The sequence below is a fragment of the Microbulbifer sediminum genome (genome assembly GCF_021729035.1).
GTDB classification, from domain to species: Bacteria; Pseudomonadota; Gammaproteobacteria; order Pseudomonadales; family Cellvibrionaceae; genus Microbulbifer; species Microbulbifer sediminum.
Genome location: NZ_JAJSAP010000007.1, coordinates 220,252 through 239,602 on the forward strand (window position 1 = coordinate 220,252; position 19,351 = coordinate 239,602).

At 63.2% G+C, this 19,351-nt stretch carries 20 protein-coding genes; 16 read left to right on the forward strand and 4 right to left on the reverse strand.

All coding sequences use genetic code 11. The features are described from left to right. Positions 1-48 precede the first annotated feature (48 nt). Entirely contained in the window at positions 49-294 is a 246-nt protein-coding gene (locus LVD11_RS13630) for a hypothetical protein (RefSeq protein ID WP_237059920.1), read from the forward strand. A gap of 175 nt (positions 295-469) precedes the next feature. Here LVD11_RS13630 and LVD11_RS13635 read toward each other — a convergent pair whose 3' ends face one another. Then, the gene (locus LVD11_RS13635) at positions 470-1,519 is read right to left on the reverse strand and encodes a hypothetical protein (RefSeq protein ID WP_237059922.1); all 1,050 of its coding nucleotides are present in this window, start codon (positions 1,517-1,519) and stop codon (positions 470-472) included. Between the two features lie 65 nt (positions 1,520-1,584). On the opposite strand from LVD11_RS13635, the gene LVD11_RS13640 reads away from it, so the two are divergent. From LVD11_RS13640 to LVD11_RS13655, 4 genes are read left to right on the forward strand one after another with little or no spacing between them, the layout of a single operon-like run. After that, a complete protein-coding gene (locus LVD11_RS13640) occupies positions 1,585-2,262 on the forward strand; it encodes a phosphoribosyltransferase (protein WP_237059924.1) in 678 nt (225 codons plus the stop codon). Beyond that, positions 2,259-2,927: a dienelactone hydrolase family protein gene (locus LVD11_RS13645; RefSeq protein WP_237059926.1), complete on the forward strand. Its 669-nt coding sequence runs from the start codon at positions 2,259-2,261 to the stop codon at positions 2,925-2,927. The genes LVD11_RS13640 and LVD11_RS13645 overlap by 4 nt, the downstream gene beginning before the upstream one ends. Beyond that, complete coding sequence (locus LVD11_RS13650) at positions 2,914-3,891, forward strand: ribose-phosphate diphosphokinase (RefSeq protein ID WP_237059928.1); 978 nt, start codon at positions 2,914-2,916, stop codon at positions 3,889-3,891. Before LVD11_RS13645 ends, LVD11_RS13650 begins: the two co-directional genes overlap by 14 nt. Position 3,892: 1 nt before the next feature. Continuing rightward, on the forward strand, positions 3,893-5,734 hold the full coding sequence (locus LVD11_RS13655; RefSeq protein WP_237059929.1) for an adenosylcobalamin-dependent ribonucleoside-diphosphate reductase: 1,842 nt from the start codon (positions 3,893-3,895) through the stop codon (positions 5,732-5,734). Between the two features lie 680 nt (positions 5,735-6,414). Here the strand turns inward: LVD11_RS13655 and yihA are convergent. After that, positions 6,415-7,059 (reverse strand): ribosome biogenesis GTP-binding protein YihA/YsxC, encoded by a 645-nt coding sequence (gene yihA / locus LVD11_RS13660; RefSeq protein WP_237059930.1) that lies wholly within the window; start codon positions 7,057-7,059, stop codon positions 6,415-6,417. Between the two features lie 146 nt (positions 7,060-7,205). Between yihA and LVD11_RS13665 the strand changes: the two genes are divergently transcribed. The 7 genes from LVD11_RS13665 to LVD11_RS13695 all read left to right on the forward strand — a co-directional run bounded on the left by LVD11_RS13665 (position 7,206) and on the right by LVD11_RS13695 (position 13,358). Then, entirely contained in the window at positions 7,206-7,862 is a 657-nt protein-coding gene (locus LVD11_RS13665; protein ID WP_237059931.1) for a c-type cytochrome, read from the forward strand. A 156-nt stretch (positions 7,863-8,018) separates the two neighbouring features. After that, a complete protein-coding gene (locus LVD11_RS13670; protein ID WP_237059932.1) occupies positions 8,019-8,705 on the forward strand; it encodes a thiol:disulfide interchange protein DsbA/DsbL in 687 nt (228 codons plus the stop codon). A 349-nt stretch (positions 8,706-9,054) separates the two neighbouring features. Continuing rightward, the gene (locus tag LVD11_RS13675) at positions 9,055-9,540 is read left to right on the forward strand and encodes a hypothetical protein (protein WP_237059933.1); all 486 of its coding nucleotides are present in this window, start codon (positions 9,055-9,057) and stop codon (positions 9,538-9,540) included. An 82-nt stretch (positions 9,541-9,622) separates the two neighbouring features. After that, positions 9,623-10,315 carry a hypothetical protein gene (locus LVD11_RS13680; protein WP_237059934.1) on the forward strand — a complete coding sequence of 231 codons (693 nt, stop codon included), beginning with the start codon at positions 9,623-9,625 and terminating at the stop codon, positions 10,313-10,315. Between the two features lie 57 nt (positions 10,316-10,372). Beyond that, entirely contained in the window at positions 10,373-10,783 is a 411-nt protein-coding gene (locus LVD11_RS13685; protein ID WP_237059937.1) for an ACT domain-containing protein, read from the forward strand. Between the two features lie 25 nt (positions 10,784-10,808). Then, the gene (locus LVD11_RS13690; protein WP_237059939.1) at positions 10,809-11,543 is read left to right on the forward strand and encodes a hypothetical protein; all 735 of its coding nucleotides are present in this window, start codon (positions 10,809-10,811) and stop codon (positions 11,541-11,543) included. A gap of 192 nt (positions 11,544-11,735) precedes the next feature. Further along, positions 11,736-13,358 carry a M20/M25/M40 family metallo-hydrolase gene (locus LVD11_RS13695; protein WP_237059940.1) on the forward strand — a complete coding sequence of 541 codons (1,623 nt, stop codon included), beginning with the start codon at positions 11,736-11,738 and terminating at the stop codon, positions 13,356-13,358. Positions 13,359-13,371: 13 nt separating this feature from the next. Here the strand turns inward: LVD11_RS13695 and LVD11_RS13700 are convergent, their stop codons facing one another. Continuing rightward, the gene (locus LVD11_RS13700; protein WP_237059941.1) at positions 13,372-14,484 is read right to left on the reverse strand and encodes a GNAT family N-acetyltransferase/peptidase C39 family protein; all 1,113 of its coding nucleotides are present in this window, start codon (positions 14,482-14,484) and stop codon (positions 13,372-13,374) included. Positions 14,485-14,677: 193 nt separating this feature from the next. Here LVD11_RS13700 and LVD11_RS13705 point away from each other — a divergent pair, with 193 nt between their 5' ends. Both LVD11_RS13705 and LVD11_RS13710 read left to right on the forward strand, forming a co-directional pair. Further along, a complete protein-coding gene (locus tag LVD11_RS13705) occupies positions 14,678-16,159 on the forward strand; it encodes a RimK family ATP-grasp domain-containing protein (protein WP_237059942.1) in 1,482 nt (493 codons plus the stop codon). Positions 16,160-16,278: 119 nt separating this feature from the next. Continuing rightward, a complete protein-coding gene (locus LVD11_RS13710) occupies positions 16,279-16,773 on the forward strand; it encodes a hypothetical protein (protein WP_237059943.1) in 495 nt (164 codons plus the stop codon). Positions 16,774-16,843: 70 nt separating this feature from the next. Here LVD11_RS13710 and LVD11_RS13715 read toward each other — a convergent pair whose 3' ends face one another. Then, on the reverse strand, positions 16,844-17,728 hold the full coding sequence (locus LVD11_RS13715; RefSeq protein WP_237059944.1) for a LysR family transcriptional regulator: 885 nt from the start codon (positions 17,726-17,728) through the stop codon (positions 16,844-16,846). A gap of 136 nt (positions 17,729-17,864) precedes the next feature. Here LVD11_RS13715 and LVD11_RS13720 point away from each other — a divergent pair, with 136 nt between their 5' ends. Both LVD11_RS13720 and LVD11_RS13725 read left to right on the forward strand, forming a co-directional pair. After that, complete coding sequence (locus tag LVD11_RS13720; protein ID WP_237059945.1) at positions 17,865-18,641, forward strand: ferredoxin--NADP reductase; 777 nt, start codon at positions 17,865-17,867, stop codon at positions 18,639-18,641. Between the two features lie 169 nt (positions 18,642-18,810). Beyond that, positions 18,811-19,344, forward strand: a complete 534-nt coding sequence (locus LVD11_RS13725; RefSeq protein ID WP_255775671.1) for a lipocalin family protein — start codon at positions 18,811-18,813, stop codon at positions 19,342-19,344. The last annotated feature ends 7 nt before the right edge of the window (positions 19,345-19,351 follow it).

The window sequence follows — 19,351 nt, forward strand, 5'->3', positions numbered from 1 at the left end:
GTCGGCCAACACGGTAATGAAAGCGACATGCCAGGGAGGACAGGGCGAATGAAAGGAATCATGGCCAAGGAGTGGCTGCTCCGGTTCGGCCGGATGTATGGGATTGTGCTGGTGGTATTGGTGCCGGTGGAACTGTTCAAGGGCGCGGTACTGGCGGAGGCCATGCGCCACGGCCTGTTCTGGGCTGGGGCCAGCAGCCTGGTCTATTGCCTGGTACTGGCCTATCGGCACCGGCGCGAGCGCGCATACATGGAGAGGGCGATGCAGGGCGCCTCACAGGAGCGGCAGGGCTGAGGGGAAACGGCGCCAATGATTAACACTTTTTAACCTGTCTGCGGGAACCGTCGCAAAAACGGCGGCTCTAAACAGGCAAGATCGTTGGAATGCGTCATCCCCCCCAAGGAAGTCAGATGTTGCTCGCCCCGGTGCTCCCCAAGCCCGGGGATTTTTTTGCGCGCAGGAAAAGTGGTCAGGCCGCGTGTGTCCCGGCGCGACGGCCATAGTGGCGTGCGGCGTCCAGGTAGCGACCTGCGCGGTCGCGCCATTTCTGTGGCTCGGCCACCTCGCCATCCTGCAGGTGCGCCGCCGCCAGTTGCGCCCTGACCAGGGCCCGGTAGGCCTTGTAGAAGTACTCCAGCGGGGCCGGGGCGGGGTCCGCGCAGGCGCGCCGGTAGGTGGCCAGGATCCCTTCACCCAGGTCGCGGCGACCCAGTAACTCACACTCCAGCGCCAGGTAACCCAGTTCATCCAGTGGGTCTATACAGCGAAGTTCCCGGTTGAACTCCAGGCAGTCGATGATCTGCGGCGGGTCGGTCAGGAAGCAGTGCTCCGGCCGCAGGTCGCCGTGTCCTTCCACGATGCGGCCGTCGACCGCCCTCTGCGCCAGCAGCGTGGCCTCGCGCTGGCTAAAGGTGACGAGGAAGTCCGCCACCGCATGGATCCCGGCCGCATTGAGCCCCAGTTCCGGTGCCAGCAGCGCTGAGCGTCGCTGCTCCACGTGCTCGCGCAGGCCGGTGACGTAGGCCGCCGGATCTACTGCCAGCGGTCGCGCGGAGCGGTAAAAATCACACAGGCGCTGCACCAGTGGCGCCAGTTCATCTCCGGTGACTGCGCCGCTGCGCACCACCAGGTTCTGTGCCTCCGGCAGGCGTCTCATTTTCACCAGCCATTCCACCACCTGACCGTTGCAGTCACCGTCAAGCGGCAATAGCTGGCCATCCGCCCGCTGGCAGAGCGGGACAACGGCGAGGTATACCCCGGTGGTCAGGCGTCGGTTGAGTCGCAGCTCCTCCCGGCAGTCGGCCTCGCGCAGCGAGAGACTGCTGAAGTCCAGGTAGTCACCGCTCACCGGTTTTTTCATCTTGTAAACATGGTGGTCGGTCAGGAATACCCGCGCCATATGGGTTTCCACCAGGTCCACTCCCGATGTGGGCTCGCTATAGCTGTCTGTCGCCAGCAGGAAGCGGGTCTTGGTGTCCAGGTCCGGCTGGGCCGGTCTGGTGTCGCGGTGGTCACTCATAGTCGGATTGCCGGGAGGGCCTGTTTGCTAGTCTAGTTTTAACGGCATTACCTGCGGAGATCCCTGTGGTAACCCCCTTCAAGGACCGAGTGTCGGCGGGCCAGGAACTGGCCGCCAGCCTGCGGGACTACGTCGATCGGCGGCGCCGCGCGGGCCGCGATGACATCATCATCCTCGCACTGCCCCGCGGCGGAGTGCCGGTAGGGCTGGAGCTGGCGCGTGCCCTGGAGGCGCCCCTGGACCTGATGCTGGTGCGCAAGCTGGGCGTGCCCGGTCACGAGGAGCTGGCCATGGGAGCGATCACCGCGCAGGCCCGTGTGCTGAATGAAGATGTCATCCTCGGGGCCGGCATTACCGACGAAATGCTGGAACGGGAGACCGAGGCCGAGCGGCGCGAGCTGGAACGCCGTGCCCGGCGCTACCGCGGTGACCGGCCCTGGCCGGAACTGCGGGATCATTGCGTGATCCTGGTGGATGATGGCATTGCCACCGGGGCTACCATGGAGGCGGCGGTACGCGCGGTGCGTGCCCAGCACCCGGCCGAGATCGTGCTGGCGGTGCCGGTGGCGCCGGTGGACGCTCCGCGCCGCTTCGAGCCGCTGGTGGATCGCTTCGAGTGCCTGGCGATGCCGGCTTCCTTCTGGGCCATCGGTGCCTGGTACGAGGATTTTTCCCAGCTCACCGACGACGAGGTCATCGATATGATGCGCGAGGCAGATCGTCTCCGGGGCAGTGGCCGATGAGCGGGCGCGATGTGCTGATCGACGCGGCTGGCGCCCGGCTGGAGGGGATTCTGCACCTGCCGGCGGATCCCTGTGGCCTGGTGTTGTTCGCCCATGGCAGTGGCAGCAGCCGGTTCAGCCCCCGCAACCAGATGGTGGCCGGGGAACTCAATCGCGCTGGCATCGGCACGCTGTTGTTCGATCTGCTCACGGCTGAGGAGCATCGCGAGGATGAAATCACCCGCGAGTACCGCTTCGATATCGCCCTGCTGTCCGACCGCCTGATCGCCGCGCTCGACTGGGTGCACGGGAACGCGGCGACCCGCGACCTGCGGCTGGGCCTGTTCGGGTCCAGCACCGGTGCCGCGGCGGCACTGATAGCCGCCGCCGAACGCCCGTCGCTGGCTGCGGCAGTGGTGTCCCGCGGCGGCCGCCCGGACCTCGCCGGTGAGATGCTGCCGCTGGTCCATGCGCCCACGCTGTTGATTGTCGGTGGTGAGGACGATGTGGTGATCGAGCTGAATCGCGAGGCGGCGGCGCGCATGACCAACGACCCGGCACTGGAAATTGTTCCCGGTGCGACCCACCTGTTCGAGGAGCCCGGCACACTGGAAATGGTGATCCAGCTGGCAATCGACTGGTTCCGGGGGCACCTGGCGGGCGCGGCTGGCCATGAGCCCGATTAAGCTGTTCAGCCTCGAGGCGGGCAGGGAGCTGGCGCAGCGGGTGGCAGGTGCACTGGGTGAACCGCTGGGAGCCCACGAAGAGCGCGATTTCACCGACGGCGAGCACAAGCTGCGCCCCCTGGAGGATGTAGAGGGGGCGGATGTCTACCTGGTGCAGTCGCTCTACACCGATCCTCCCGGGTCCCCGGGGGGCAGCGTGGATGACAAGCTGGTGCGCTTCCTGTTCTTTGTCGCCGCCCTCAGGGATGCCGGCGCCGCGCGCATCACCGCGGTGATTCCCTACCTCTGCTATGCGCGCAAGGACCGCCGCACCAAGCTCCGCGACCCCCTGTCGAGCCGCTACCTCGCCTGCCTGCTGGAAGCCATGGGATGCGACTGTGTGGTGACGATCGACGCGCATAACCAGGCCGCTTTCGAGAACGCCTTTCGCTGCAGGACATTGCACCTGCCGGCGCGCCCGCTGTTTGTCGACTTTGCGCTCGAGGTATTGGCCGGTGAATCCCGGCAGCTGGTGGTGGTGTCACCCGATGTCGGCGGGGTCAAGCGCGCCGAGGCGTTTCGCGCAGAGCTGGCCGAGCGGCTGGGACGGGACGTGGGGCAGGCGTTTGTCGAGAAATACCGCAGCGGCGGCCAGCTCAGTGGCGGCACGCTGGTGGGGCAGGTCGGGGATTGCTGCGCCCTGGTCATCGACGACCTGATCGCCGGTGGGGGCACCACCGGCAGGGCGGGAGCGGCACTGGCACGGGCCGGGGCTGCGAGAATCATTGCCCTCGCCAGCCATGGCCAGTTCGCCGGCGACGCCCTGCAGCAGCTGGGGGATTCGCCCCTGGAACTGGTCGCGGTGACCGACACCCTGCCCCAGGGCGGCGACGGCAAGCTGCGGGTAATCGAGTGCGCACCGCTGCTGGCCGAGGCTATCCGCAGGCTCCATGAGGGCGGGCCGGCCACCGAGCTGGGCCTCTGACATGTCTGCCGGCAAACAGGCACGCCGGGACCCGTTCACCGCGGACATCTCCCGTTTCGTCTGGGACACCAAGTACCGGCTCCGCGACGGGGACCGGGCGGTTGAAAACTCCATCGAGGACACCTGGCACCGGGTGGCCAGGGCCCTGGCCAGTGTTGAGCCGGCGGACCCCGACAGCTGGGCTGCGCGCTTCTACCGCAACCTGGAGGGGTTCCGTTTCCTGCCCGGTGGCCGCATCCTGGCTGGCGCCGGCACCGGACGGGACGTGACCCTGTTCAACTGCTTTGTGATGGGCGCCATCGACGATTCCATCGAAGCCATTTTCGAGCGCCTGAAAGAGTCTGCCCTGACGATGCAGCAGGGGGGCGGCATCGGCTGTGATTTTTCCACCCTGCGCCCCGCGGGGACCCGTGCCACCCATACCGGGACCATCGCCTCGGGACCGGTCTCTTTCATGCGTATCTGGGACAGCATGTGCGCGACGCTGCTGTCTACCGGCAGCCGCCGCGGCGCCATGATGGCCACCCTGCGTTGCGATCACCCGGATATCGAGCGGTTCGTGGACGCCAAGCGCGATCCCCGCGAGTTGCGCCATTTCAATGTGTCGGTGCTGGTCAGCGACGCCTTCATGCAGGCGGTGGATCGTGACCGCGACTGGCCGCTGGTGTTTCCCTCCGCGCAACTGGATGACCGGGCTGGCGAGACGGTGATGCGCCGCTGGAGCGGTACTGCCGGTCCGGTTCCCTGCCGCGTTCTGAAGACCGTGGGCGCCCGCGCGCTGTGGCAGCGGATCATGCGCGCTACCTACGACTGTGCTGAACCGGGGGTGCTGTTTGCCGACCGGATCAATACGGACAACAACCTCTTTTACCGCGAACAGATCAACGCCACCAATCCCTGCGGTGAGATCCCGCTACCCGCCTATGGGGCCTGTGACCTGGGCTCGGTAAACCTGCTGCCCTTTGTGCGCAACCCCCTGACGCCGGACGCTGCGCTGGACTGGCAGGGCATTGCGGGCTGCGCGGCCCTGGGGGTGCGCATGCTCGACAATGTGATCGACCTCTCCCGATACCCCCTGCCGGCGCAGGCCCGGCAGGCCCATGGCAGTCGCCGTATCGGGCTGGGGATCACCGGGCTGGCCGATGCCCTGATCGCGCTCGGTCTGCGTTACGACAGTGATGCCGGCCGCACACTGGCGGCACGCATCATGCGGCTGTTGCGGGACAGCGCCTACCGTGCCTCGGTAGCCCTGGCAGAGGAGAAGGGGCCGTTTCCCTTTTTTGCCGCGGACTATCGCCGGGCCGGCTTTATCCGCCAGCTGCCCGGGGCGCTGCAGCGGGCTATCGGTGAAAAGGGAGTACGGAACAGTCATCTGCTGGCGATAGCACCCACGGGAACAATCAGCCTGCTGGCCAACGGCGTCTCCAGTGGCGTGGAGCCGGTCTTTGATTTCCGTCACCGGCGCCGCGTGCTGACTGCCAGCGGTGAGTACCGTGAGTTCGGGATCTGCGACCCGGTCTGGCGCCGGTGGCTGGGTATCCATGGCGAAGCCGCGGCGGTGCCGCCCGAATTTGTCGCTGCCCGGGGGTTGTCCCCAACCGCGCACCTGGCCATGGAGGCGGCACTGCAGCCCTTCGTGGACAATGCCATTTCCAAGACGGTCAATGTCCCCGCCAGCTACCCGTTCGCGGATTTCCAGTCCCTCTATCGGGAGGCCTTCCGGCTGGGGCTCAAGGGGTGTACCACTTACCGTCCCAATGAAATCACCGGCGGAGTCCTGACCATCGCGAGCGGCAACAGTCCCGGCTCTCATTGCTGTGATATCGAGCGCGAGGGGGAGTAGCGGGCAGCAGGTTTTTTCAAATCCAGGCGGAACTTGTGCCAGGCAGGAACGTCTCAAAAGGCAGTATTGTTCCCCCCCGTGAGGTTGAGCAATCTTCCCTGTGCCCCGATACCTCCCCCAAGGTCGGGGCTTTTTTTTTGCATCTTTGTGCATGTGGTCTCACATATGGCACAAGGAGGAACGGTTTCCTGACAATTGGGTCTCAGGGAAATAGAATAGGCGGGCGTCTGGATATTTTGTATCCGCAGAAGAATGTGGGAAATCCACTTGCGCGAGCTTATCGTAGGAATGAAGGTGAGCGTAAAGCGAACAGCGTCTGAGACCCCCATCAGACAGACGCAGGGTGAGAACCCATAGGCGTGCCCGTCCCCCTGGGTGCGTCTAGCAAGATGCCCATCCCCAAGGGCATCGACCCCTGGCCGGCAGTCCCCATCTGCCGGCTTTTTTTTGCCTGCCTGACAGGGCCGTCCCTATTGATTCTAGCGGAATCCCGGCCAACTGCCTGAGGGTGGTAACTCTTGCCCCCTGGTTGGGCAATGTCATCCCCGGGCCGGGGAGTCTCCATGACGGGCCAACGTGAATTCTGTGACAGTGGTGTTGTGGTTGTCCGGATACGCACCCGGCGGCGGGAATGCCGCGGGCAATGGCTGCAGCCGCTGCACTGCCCGCGCAACTGGCGCTCAGTCCGCTTCCGGCGGGGACTCCTCCAGGGCCAGCCACTCGCCGAGTTTGCGTTCCAGCTTGTCCAGCCCGGTCTTTTTGGTGGATGAAAAGATCTGTACCGACACGCCGGTATCAAGGCCCTGCTCCCGCAGGGCCTTCTCCACCGCGAAGCGAGTATTGTTGGCGGGCCCGTTTTTCAGTTTGTCGGCCTTGGTGAGCAGGATATGGGCCGGCAGGCCACCGCTCACCGCCCAGGTGAGCATCTGCTGATCGAACTCTTTCAGTGGCTGGCGGATATCCATCAGCAGCACCAGCCCGCGCAGGCACTCCCGGTGCTCCAGGTAAAAGGCCAGGTGCCGCTGCCACTCGTCCTTCATCGAGCGGGCCACTTTCGCATAACCGTAACCGGGCAGGTCCACCAGGCGCTGCTGGTCGCTGATGCGAAAAAAATTGATCAGCTGGGTACGGCCGGGCGTCTTGGAGGTGCGGGCCAGCTTTTTATTGCCGGTCAGGGCGTTGATGGCGCTGGACTTGCCGGCGTTGGAGCGCCCGGCAAAGGCGACCTCGGCGCCACTGTCCTCGGGGCACTCATCGAGGGTGGGTGCGCTGGTTAAAAATTGAACATCGCGAAAGTTAATTCGCTCGGGATTACTGTCTGCCATGATTGATCTACCAGATTCGGTACACTCGCTTGGCGCGCAAGTATATAATGCCGCGGTTTACGCGTCGCAGGATTGACTGGGGGCGGCGCGGGGGCCGGTGAAAACCGGGCCACAATCGCATATTTAAGCGCGCAATGGGACGACGTATGAACAGCATTGTAAAGAACTCCGCCCTGGCCCTGGGGCTTATTCTCGCCGCACCGTTCGTCGCGGCCGAAGGTGACCCGGCCGCGGGCAAGACCAAGGCCGCGCAGTGCGCCGCCTGTCACGGCCCCGATGGCAACAGTCCGGCATCCGCTTTTCCCAAGATCGCCGGCCAGGGGGAGAAGTACCTGCTCAAGCAGTTGATGGACGTTAAGAGCGGCGAGCGCGAGATCCCGCAGATGATCGGCCAGCTGGACAACTTCGACCAGCAGGATCTCGAGGACCTGGCCGCTTACTTCGCGTCCCAGCAGATGCAGTTGTCCGGTGCCGAACCGGTATCGGTGATGCTGAACAGTGGTGAAAACGTCGATGGCCTGATGCTGGGACGGAAAATTTTCCGTGCCGGCAATCCGGACACCGGCGTCGCGGCCTGCATGGGCTGCCATTCCCCCACCGGCCAGGGGAACGCACCGGCAGGTTATCCGCGACTGTCTGGTCAGTGGGCCGACTATATCGCGACCCAGCTCAAGGCCTTCCGTTCCGGCGAGCGCGCCAACGACGGTGAGACCCGGATTATGCGCTCCGTGGCGAGCCAGCTGTCCGATGCCGAGATCACGGCGGTGTCGCACTACCTGGCGGGCCTGACTGACGGCAACTGATCTGTTGCAACATTTAGCCAAAAAGGCCGGGTTTGTCCCGGCCTTTTTGCGTTTGGTCCCGTGTACCTTGCACCAGCGCGCCGGAACTTCAATAATCGGCGCTGATCAAAGCTTTACCGCCGGCCCGTCGCCGGAAGAATAACGATGGAGAACGCCATGAGAGCAGTTGCCGCCCCCTTTACCCTGATCCTGACGCTGTTACTCAGCCTCACCGCCTGTGCCCAGGAAACCGGCAAGTTCAAGGCCGGCCAACACTACCAGGTGCTGCCACAGGCGGTACCGCAGAGCGATGACAGCAAGATCCAGGTAACAGAGCTCTTCTGGTATGGCTGTGGACACTGCTACCACTTCGAGCCGCTCCTCAACCAGTGGAAGGCCGATATGCCCGCAGACGTGGCGCTGGACAAGATTCCTGCCATCTGGCAGCCGGTGATGGAGGTGCATGCGCGCCTGTACTACGTGGCTGACGCCATGGGCGTGCTGGACAAGATGCACCAGCCGATTTTCAACGCCATCAACAATCAGCGCGAAATGTTCGCCAACCGCGACGGTCGCGAGTGGAACCCGGACATGGACGCCATCAGGGAGCTGTTCAACGAGCACGGGGCCGACGGCGACAAGGCGGTGAAGCTGATGAACTCCTTTGCCATCAACAGCAAGGTCAAGCAGGGGATGGCCAACCAGCGTGCCTACCAGCTGTCCGGTACCCCGGAAGTGGTCGTTGCGGGTAAATACCGCATCAGCTCCTCCCTGCCGGGATTCAAGGGCAAGAGCAATGGCCAGCAGCTGATGCTCGAGGTAGCTGACTACCTGATTGAGAAAGAGCGCGCCAATCGCGGCTGATCACTGAAGATCATCCCTGAACCCCGCCAAGTGCGGGGTTTTTTGTGCCCGGCCATTACTGTCGCCAGGGTTCCCGCCACTGTTCTACTCCGACATTACTGTGCACACCGTTCAGCTTCCCCTGGTCCCAGTAATGGCCAGCGCTGGCGGTGAAATGAGTATTTTCGATGCTTCCGCTGCCATTGTGGGTTTTTACGTCTAGCCTTGAGGGAAAGGGACGTGAAAAAGTGCGCAATCGCCCTTTTTCATGCCGGCGTGACTAACGCCGGCCAGGAAAACCGGCAGCTGGTGGACCCCTGGGCCCAGCATCCCAACTGCCAGACATTGGTCAGCAGTAGTCGAGTTACGCATGAAGTTTTTGCGTCACCTTTTGCCCGCGCTTCCCATTTCCCGTTTCTTCCTGTCCGGCGCAATCGCCGTGGCATTTTCCCTGGTAATCGCCGGTGCCGCCAATGCCGAGGTCTCCCAGCGCGATTGGGCCGGCAACTGGCTGGTCGTCGGTGAGGGCGACGCGCAGCTGGTATGGCAGCTACACGCCGATGGCTCCGGTTACGCCTATGGGTTCCAGCCCGGGGGCGAGCTCTCCCATGGCTTCGCCATCAGCTGGACACTCCAGGGAGACCGCGTCCGGGTCAGGACCGGGGCCGCCGTGCGCTGCAGTGGCGGCGTCGTCGATGTGGCCTTTACCGGCTGGAGCCCCGTGACCCTAGACTTTGCGGTACTGGATGGACGTCATTGGCGCCAGCACGGAGGCGGGTTGCTCAGCTTCCAGCGCCGTCTGCAAGGCTGGGAGACCCCCAAGGCCGGCAATGAGTGCCCACGGCTGAACAGCTAGGTGGGCAGCGCCCGGTGAGAGGTATTCCTTGCCGGTGCTCTCCTCAGGGACGAGTAAAGCGACTGACTGGAGAAGAGCGGTAATGCAGCGGCGCTTGATTCTCACGGCGGTTCTGGGCCTGGTGTTCGGGACCGCGTTTGTCCAGGCCCAGCCGGAGACGGGGGAAACTCCCGCCGAGGATGGATGGGGTTGGCAGACGGAATCCCGCCTGGAGGCGGAGCAGTGGGTGGGTGACTGGCTGATATCCCGCGATGGGGAAGCGCATCATGTATGGAGCCTGAAGGCCGACGGCAGCGGCCGTTCCTACGCCTTCACCGAGCGTAAAAACGGGGATATGCGCTTCGCCTACGGCTACGACATCCAGTGGTATTTCGACCCGTTCACACAGATGGCCAATATCAAGACCGAGCGGCGCATCGTCTGCCGGGGAGGCAAACTCTACCCGTACTTCCTCACCCTGAAATCCTACGAAAGTGACTACGCCGTACGCGGCAAGTACGCCTGGCAGACCACCTGGACCGAGGCCAGTATCGGTGAGAACAACCTGCACAAGTCCCTGATTGTCTTCGTTACGCCGCTATCCGGCTGGCACAACCCGCGCAAGGACGCTCCCTGCCCGGAATTCCCCAGTATCGAGCTGGAGCAGGATATTGACCGGGCGCTGGATCGCTGGGATAGCGAGGCGGAGCGCGCCCGGGTGAGCGCGGAGAGCGCGAAGGATGTTACTCCGGCCGACGATGAGCCTGAAATAGAGGGGGAATCATTCAACGATTGAGGGGCCGCAGCATGTCGTTCGCGGCCCGAACCAACCACACCGGGAGTGAATCGATGTATGAACGCCACCATAGGGTTGGAAAAACTACTGCGCAGCAGTGAACCAAAATTACATGGCAGTGCCTGTGTCTCCTGTACGCTCAGGGCTGACCAGTTGCCGCTGCTGGCCTGCCAGTGCCTGTTACTGGTAAGCGAGCGCGACGGCTTCAGCGCGATCATGCCGCGGGAGTTGGCCGAGCGCGAGGGTATAACCGTGGAGTCGCCACTATGCCGCATTAGCCTGACCCAGCGGCACGGGCAGGAGCTGCCCGGGCTCCTGTCTGCACTCGCCGGCGAACTGGAGAGTGCCAGGATCAGTGCGCGCATCACTTCGACGCCGCAGGGACATCACCTGTTTGTGCCGGAAGCGCAGGCCCAGCAGACACTCACTCTGTTACGGGGTATCGGCAACCGGGCACAGTACTGTTAGCGCTTGCCCGGTTCGCCGGCCGGCTATGCAAATCGACTATCCGCTGGTGCAACCCCACGGCGAGATCCGCCAGGTACTGCCGGATATCTTTTATATCCCCGGTAGTGCGCAGCTGGCGCCAGCCGCCGCGGTAAACAGGAATATGGGCATTGTCCGTTGTGGTGACGAGCTGGTGCTGGTAAACCCGGTGCGGCTGAGGCCATCGCAGGAGGAAAAGCTGGAGGACCTCGGACATGTGCGCCATGCCGTGCGCCTGGGCTACTTCCATGGGTGTGACGACCTGTATTACCGGGACCGTTTCAACCTGACGTTCTGGAGCCAGCCCCATTCCGATTATTACCCGGCCCCGGCGGCAGACGTCCTGGTCAGGGATGCGGGCGAATGCCCGGTACCGGGGGGGCGGTTTTTCGAATTTTCCCGGGGCCGCCACCCCGAAGCCGCACTGCTGGTGCCGGCATGCGGGGGCCTGTTGATGACCTGCGACGCACTGCAGTACTGGGCCTCGTGGTGCGGTTGCAACTGGTGCGGCCGCAACCTGCTGCGGCTTGCCGGCTTTCGCCGCGGCATGCAGGTGGCACCCACCTGGTGCCGGCGGATGGTGCCGGATGGAATGGACCCGACCTGTTGGCTGCGGGATGACTTCGAGCGATTGCTGGAGCTGCCTTTCCTGCACCTGATCGCCGCCCATGGCGATTTCTGTGCCGATAACGCCCACGAGGAGGTGGCCCGCGCGGTGGCCAGGCGCTTTACGCGGCACTGACGGGGCCAGGCCGGCCAGAGCTTGCCGGTAGCCTTTCCTTCATGGCGCGTGGCGCTGATGCCGAGTCGTTGGCAATACCGGTCGCTTGGATCGTGGTAACCTTGCTGGCGTAAAACAAGACATCCCGCGGGTCCCCGGTGCGCTGTGGTGGCCGGTGGCGGGCATTATCAAACGCTGAACAAGATCCTGACGATGAGATTCTCTACATTGCTCGGCGCCCTGGTTGCGGGTGCTGTTGTTGCCTGTGCCAGTCATCCACCGCCCCTGCCGCAGGCGAATGCGGACCACATTCGCCATCATGTGGAGTACCTGGCCGCGGACGAGCTCGCCGGCCGCGAAACGGGCACGCCCGGTTACCGCCGCGCTGCAGAATATGTTGCCGGGCAGTTTAGCGCGCTGGGGTTGCAGCCCGCCGGTGGCGGGAGCTTCCTGCAGGAGGTCCCCTTCCGCCGGGCGAGCTGGGAAGGTCGCGAGCCGACGCTGGTTCTGCAGGGGCGCGACGGTGATATCACCTTTCACTTCGGCGAGGACTTTGTGGCCTCGCCGCCCACCATCGCTGAGGAGACGGCCACTACCGCGGGCCTGGTATTTGTCGGCTTTGGCATCGACGCGCCGGAGCACGGTATCGATGACTATGCGGGCCTGGATGTGGATGGCAAGATCGCGGTCTTCCTGTCCGGCCGGCCCACCAGTCTTTCCAGCGAAGTGGGCGCCCACTTCGCTTCCTCCCGCACCAAGCGAGAGACTGCGGCGCGCCACGGTGCGGTCGGTTACATAACCCTCAACACGCCGCGGCGCGAGCAGCGCTGGCCGTTCGCCAGGGCCGTAAAGCAGCGGAATGATGCCAGCTTTGACTGGCTCGGTGCCGACGACCAGCCCGGGAACGCGATCCCGGGGCTGCATCCCGGGGTCTATCTGGACATGCCCGCCGCGCGCCAGTTGTTTATGGGGGCGGAGCGCAGCCTGGATACGGTGTTCACCGAAATTGCGAATGGACTGGCCCCGCGCGGTTTTGCGCTGCCGTATCGCGCCTCGCTGAGCAGCGGCGCCCGGCATGAGCAGGTGGTGAGCCCCAACGTGGTCGCGGTTCTGCCGGGCAGCGATCCAGAGCTGAAAGATGAGTACGTGGTCTTTTCGGCGCATCTTGACCACCTGGGAGAGGATCCCGAGGGGCGAATCGTCAATGGGGCGCAGGACAATGCCGCCGGCATCGCCATCATGCTGGAAACCGCGCGGCTGTTTGTCGAGTCCGGGCGTGCACCGCGCCGCTCGTTGATGTTCGTGGCCGTCACGGCCGAGGAAAAGGGGTTGCTGGGTTCTGACTATTTTGCCCGGCATCCGCCGGTGGCCCCGGGCGCGATGGTGGCCAACATCAACCTGGACATGCCGATGCTGCTCTATCCCTTCGCGGACATCATCGCGTTCGGCGCCGAGCACTCATCACTGGGCGGGACCGTGGCGCGGGCGGCTGCGCGCGCGGACCTGAAGCTCAGCCCGGACCCCATGCCCGAGCAGGTAATCTTCGTACGCAGCGACCATTACAGTTTCGTGCGCCAGGGAGTGCCGGCGATTTACCTGATTACCGGCCGCGAGGCCCTGGATCCCCAGGTTGATGGTACCGCCGTCCAGAACAGGTTCTTCCAGGAGCGCTATCACCAGCATACCGATGAGGCCGATGCCCGGGTCGATTACGTAGCCGCGCAACAATTCGCCCGGGTCAACTACGCCATTGCCCGCGAGGTGGCCGACGCCGACCGCAAGCCACGCTGGTACGAAGGGGATTTCTTCGGTGAGCTGTTCGCCCCCGGGGGATGATCGGCGCTGCACATCAACTGCGCACTACCACCGCGGTGCGCAGTCGCTCCCTCCCAAACATGGACATACGGGCAAAATCTTCGCGGGCAATGGGCAGGTAACTGCTGTCCAGCTGGTCCCAGAGCTCATCGCTGTCGGGATCGTGTACGTACAGGCAGCGGTCGTCCATACCCACCAGCGTTACCCAGTGGGGTACCTTTTTGCCATCGAGCCGGTAGGTGCTGACCAGCAGTAGCACCAGTGCACCTGACCCAAGCCACTGCTGCAGCTGCTCCTGGGTGAACTCCTCAGGTACCACCTGCATGCCTGCGGCAGTCGCTGCCGCGCGGAAATCCGCATCCACCTGGCTGATCACTTTCTTTTTCCCGGCTGCTCGCACACTGTCGATAAACAGCGGACCTTCCCGGTTCAGGTACACAGAGGCATCGAAGCCGCGCGCGCGCAACGCCAGCCCCAGACCCACCGGGTGACAGCCACCGTGGCCGGAGGTCATAAAAATGGTGGTGGCCTCCCGCCACAGGGCCAGTTCTTCGCTGACCGAGGGGCGGTAGCTGCTGTCCAGGGCCGCCATGGCCATCATGGCGGCAGCAGGGCCACAGGTGAAATCGGTTGTCTGCCGGTACCATGGCACTGCCAGCCGATGCAGGTTTTCCGGATGGTAGTGGATGCGTTTCTGCATGCGCAGGGCATGGCTGTCATCCTGGTAATAGTTGAGGTAGCGGCCGAAGGCGCGGTAACCCAGTGCCTGGTACAGCGCGATCGCGGCCTGGTTGTGCTCGGCAACTTCCAGGCGCATGAAAAAACGACCGCTGTCACTGGCGGCTCTTTCCACTGCAGACACCAGGCAACGGCCAATACCCTGGCCGCGGGCGCTACTGGCCACTGCCAGCGAATAGAGCCGTGCCAGCCGGGTACCGCGCCGTAAAATGACCAGTGCGTAGCCAAGCAGCGACGTGTCCCGCTCCGCCAGCAGGAACACACAATTGTCGGCCGTTACCCAGTGGCGCAGGCGTCTGCGGCTGAGCCGGTCGCGGGCGAAGGAGGACTGTTCAAGGTCGTGGAGGGCCGCCACATCGGCGGGCATCGCGGGCCGGATTACAAGGTCGGTTTTTTCCGGGGAGGGCATAGGGGGCCTGTCGGCGGGAAGCCGTGAATACCGCGACATTGCGGCTGCGCAACAGTAGCAGAATCGTCCCGGAAGGGAAGATTCCCCGGTAAAAAAACGCATAAAAAATCTATAGGCCGATCTCCGGTTTTGCTCTATCTTTCGCCTGCTGTCCGGCGTCCGCCGGACCCGATCCTGCGAGGCTTTCCTGCCGATGTCCCGGGTACTTATTGTTATCGACCAGCCAAGTGACTGGGCCCCCTATTATCCCAGCGAGCACGTCATCACTTTTGCCGAATACCTGGCACTACCTTGCCCCCAGCAGCGGGTGCGGGTGATCAACCTGTGTGGTGACTATCAATACCGCAGTGAGGGCTATTACTGCTCCCTGCTGGCGGAGGCGCGCAGCCACCACGTGCTGCCCAGTGTGCGTAGCCTCAATGACCTGGCGCTGCCGCAACTCTACAAGCTCCAGCTGGGGGGCATCCTGCCAGCGCTGGGCAAGCTGCCGGCACCGGCCGACGGCAGCAACGAACTACGGGTCAAGTCGTATTTCGGGCGCTGCCCCGAGCCGGTGTTGCAGCCGCTGGCGCGATTGCTGTTCGACCGTTTTCCCTGTCCGGTGCTGGAAATCCACCTGGTCCGCAACCAGTCCTGGGAAATTGCCGACCTGCATGTCTGTTCCCATCGCGACCTGGACGATGCAGAGGAGACGCTTTTTGCCGAGGCGCTGGATGGTTTCAGCAACCAGGTGTGGCGGCCGCGCAAAAAGAGTGAAAGCACCCGTTACGACCTGGCCATTCTGGTCAACCCGGAGGAACCACTGCCACCGTCGGATAGCTTCGCCCTGAAGAAATTTGCCAGCGCCGGTCGCGAGCTGGGTTTTGCCGTGGAGATGATTACACCGGCCGACTACATGCGCCTGCCGGAATTCGATGCGCTGTTCATCCGCGAAACCACGTCCATCGACCATCACACCTACCGCTTCGCCAAGCGGGCCGAAGCGGAAGGCCTGGTGGTATTGGACGATCCCACCAGCATCCTGCGCTGCACCAACAAAATCTACCTGGCTGACCTGTTTCGCATCCACAGGGTGCCGGCGCCCCGCACCGTTATCCTGCGTCGGGGCGACGAGGCGGGGTTACAGGCGGCAGTGCAGGCGCTGGGCCTGCCGATGGTGATCAAGATCCCGGATGGCTCTTTTTCCCGCGGGGTGGTCAAGGTAAAGAGCGAGGAGGAACTGCGCGACCGGCTGGGCGAGTTGTTTGCGGAGTCCAGTCTGCTGCTGGCACAGGAGTTCCTGTACACCGAGTTTGACTGGCGTATCGGCGTTCTCAATAACCGGCCGCTGTATGCGTGTCGTTACTACATGGCCAAGAACCACTGGCAGATTTACAACCACGGTAACAAGAAAAACAGCAGCGGCGGTTTCGCGACCCTGCCGACCTTCGAGGTCCCGAAAGCGGTGCTGCAGGCCGCGCTGCGGGCCACCCGCCCGATCGGCAATGGTTTTTACGGCGTCGATGTGAAGGAGTCCGCGGGCAAGGGCTATGTGATCGAGGTCAATGACAATCCCTCGATCGACAGCGGCGTGGAAGACAAGTACCTGGGCAGGGAGCTGTATCGCCAGATCCTGTCGGAGTTTATCCGGCGACTGGAGGCGCGCCGTATTGGGAGACAGGAAGCCCGGGCCTGACAGGGCATGCCGCTGTAATAAGCTGTAATCCCGTACCAGTGAGGCTCATGTTAATCTCCCCGCCGGCTGGCGCTTCTGTCTACCAGTCGACGGATAAAAAATATACTAAAGGACGAAACATGATTAAGAAAATTACCCTGGGGGCCTCAATTGCTGCTCTGACCCTGGCTACTGGCTGTGCCAGTATCCTCAGCGACAGCAAGTACCCGGTAACCATCAGCAGCACGCCTACCGGTGCCAACTTCTCTGTCACCAACGAAGCGGGCCTCGATGTGCATTCCGGTGTTACTCCGGACACCATCACCCTGGATGCGTCCGACGGTTTCTTCTCGTCTGCCAGCTACACCGTCAAATACCAGATGGCCGGGTACAACGAACAGACTTTCGAGATCAAGGCGGGCATGGATGGTTGGTACCTTGGCAACATCCTGCTGGGCGGCCTGATTGGCATGTTGATTGTGGACCCGGCCACCGGTGCCATGTGGAAGCTGCCGGAAACCGCCAATGCCACCCTGCAGCCGCAGACTGCAGCCGCTGCTGCCGAGGACCTGACCATCGCCTCTATCGACCAGGTGCCGGAAGAACTGAAATCCCAGCTCGTGCGTGTGAAGTAATCCCGTTACTGCCCGCAAGGGTGGGAGCAGAGCGCGAAACCACCCTCCGGGGTGGTTTTTTAATGGCCGGTTAAACAGCCTGCCGACACAGCTCCAGCCAGCGCTCGATCCCGCTGCTGCGGTATTTCTGCCGGTGCAGGGCGAAATAGAACTCGCGGCGAAAATCCCGCTGCGGCACCGGCAGCTCCACCAGCGAGCCGCGCCTGAGGGCATCGGTGAGCGATACGCGCGAAAGGCAGCTGATTCCCAGTCCGGCTTCAACCGCACGCTTGATGGCCTCGGTGTGCTGTAACTCCAGCAGGATATGCAGCTGCGGCAGCAGCCCGGACAGGGCGCGTTCGAAGGTCTGCCGGGTGCCGGAGCCTGGCTCCCGCAGGATCCAGGTCGCCCCGCAAAGGTCGGAGTCATTGAGGGCGCGGTGCCCTGCTGCCAGCGGATGGTCCGGCGCGCAGAAAACCACCAGTTCATCATCACGCCAGGGCATCATTTCCAGGTCGGGGTGGTTGAGTTCCCCCTCGATCAACCCCAGATCCAGTTCAAAGCTCAGTACCCGCTCGGCAATAGAGGCCGTATTGGCCACGTCCAGCTCCACCCGTGCCCCGGGCTGCTCTGCCATGTAACGGGCCATGATCCCCGCCGCCAGGTAGTTGCCGATGGTCAAGGTGGCGCCGATCTTCAGCCGACCCAGGTCACCGTGGACGGCGAGGCTCTGTTCCAGCTCCCGCGCGCGCTCCAGCAGCTCTTCGGCCCGGGGCCACAGCTGCCGGCCAAGCTCATTGAGGCGCAGCCGTTTGCCGGTGCGCTCGAACAGGCGCAGCTCGAATTGCTGCTCCAGTTCCTTCAGCGCCGTGGACGCGGCGGACTGGGACATGTTCAGGCTCGCCGCCGCGCGGCTGACATTCTCGTGGTGGGCGCAGGCGAGGAATACCTCCAGCTGGCGCAGTGAGTAGCGCAAGTCGGGCCTCCAGGGGCTGGGCGATGGTTATCGGTTAAATCGATAAGGATTATCGAAATATCCCATTTTGCCAATAGGTATTCCGCCGCTAAAATTCAGGCATTAAGAGATTTGAGGAATAACTGGTTCTAAATTTATGTCAAATTTGAATATTGAAAAGGTGCTGGAAGTCCATCACTGGAACGACACCCTGTTCAGCTTCAAGACCAGTCGCGACCCGTCATTCCGCTTTGAGAACGGCCACTTTACCATGATCGGCCTGCAGCAGGAGAACGGCCGCCCGCTGTTGCGCGCCTACTCCATCGCCAGTGCCAATTACGAGGACGAGCTGGAGTTTTTCAGCATCAAGGTGCCCGACGGCCCGCTGACTTCAAAACTGCAGAAGATCCAGCCCGGTGACGAAATCTTTGTGAGCCGCAAGCCGACCGGCACCCTGGTGGCGGATCACCTGCTGCCGGGCAAGCGCCTGTGGCTGTTGTCCACCGGCACCGGCCTGGCGCCCTTCCTCAGCATTATCAAGGATCCCGATGTCTACGAGCGTTTCGACCAGGTGATCCTGACCCACGGTGTGCGCTACCAGTCCGAGCTGGCCTACCAGGACTTTATCGAGCGGGAGCTGCCGGAGCACGAGTATTTCGGCGAAATGATCCGCGAGCAGCTGCTTTACTACCCGACGGTGACCCGCGAGCCCTACAGGAACAATGGCCGCCTGACTGACCTGATGTTGTCCGGCAAGCTGTTCGACGACCTGGGTACGCCGAAGCCGAACGTGGAAGAGGACCGGTTTATGCTCTGCGGCAGCCCGGGCATGCTCAAGGACCTGACCAAAATCCTGGACGACTGGGGTTTCCGCGAGACCCGCGCCGGGGTCCCGCATGAATACGTTATTGAACGCGCTTTTGTGGAAAAGTAATTACCACCGGGTTCGACTGTCTGGCCACCTTCGGGTGGCTTTTTTGTTTCCGCCACCGGTGCGCATGTAATCCCCGCGGTTTTGCCGGGCGTATTATGTCATCACATCCGGCTACCCTATAAATAGCCGGTGGATAATTGTCGTCCAGGGCCGGGAGAGAGGCGTTACCTTGCGAAAATTTTTGCTGCTGTGTTTTGTATTCCTCTGGGGCTGCACCGGGGTGCCGGACAATGTGCAGCCGGTGACCGGCTTCGACCTCGACCGCTACCTGGGCCACTGGTACGAGGTGGCCCGCCTGGACCATTCGTTCGAGCGTGGCCTGAGCCACGTCACCGCCGAGTACAGCCTCAACGACGACGGTACCGTGAAAGTGGTGAACCGGGGCTACTCCCGCGAGAAAGGTGAGTGGCAGGAAGCCCTGGGCAAGGCGAAATTTGCCGGTGACCCGAAAACCGGCCATCTCGAGGTGTCTTTCTTCGGGCCCTTCTATGCCTCTTACGTGGTGGTGGCGCTGGACGAGGACTACCGCCACGCCATGGTGACCGGCTACAACCGCGATTATCTCTGGTTGCTGTCCCGCGAACCGGAAATTCCCAAAGCCGAACTGGAGCAGCTGCTGCAACAGGCACGGGACCTGGGCTATGCCACCGAGCGTCTGATCTTCGTCGACCACAGCGGTGAACCCTCCGCAAAACAGGATTGAAACGCTG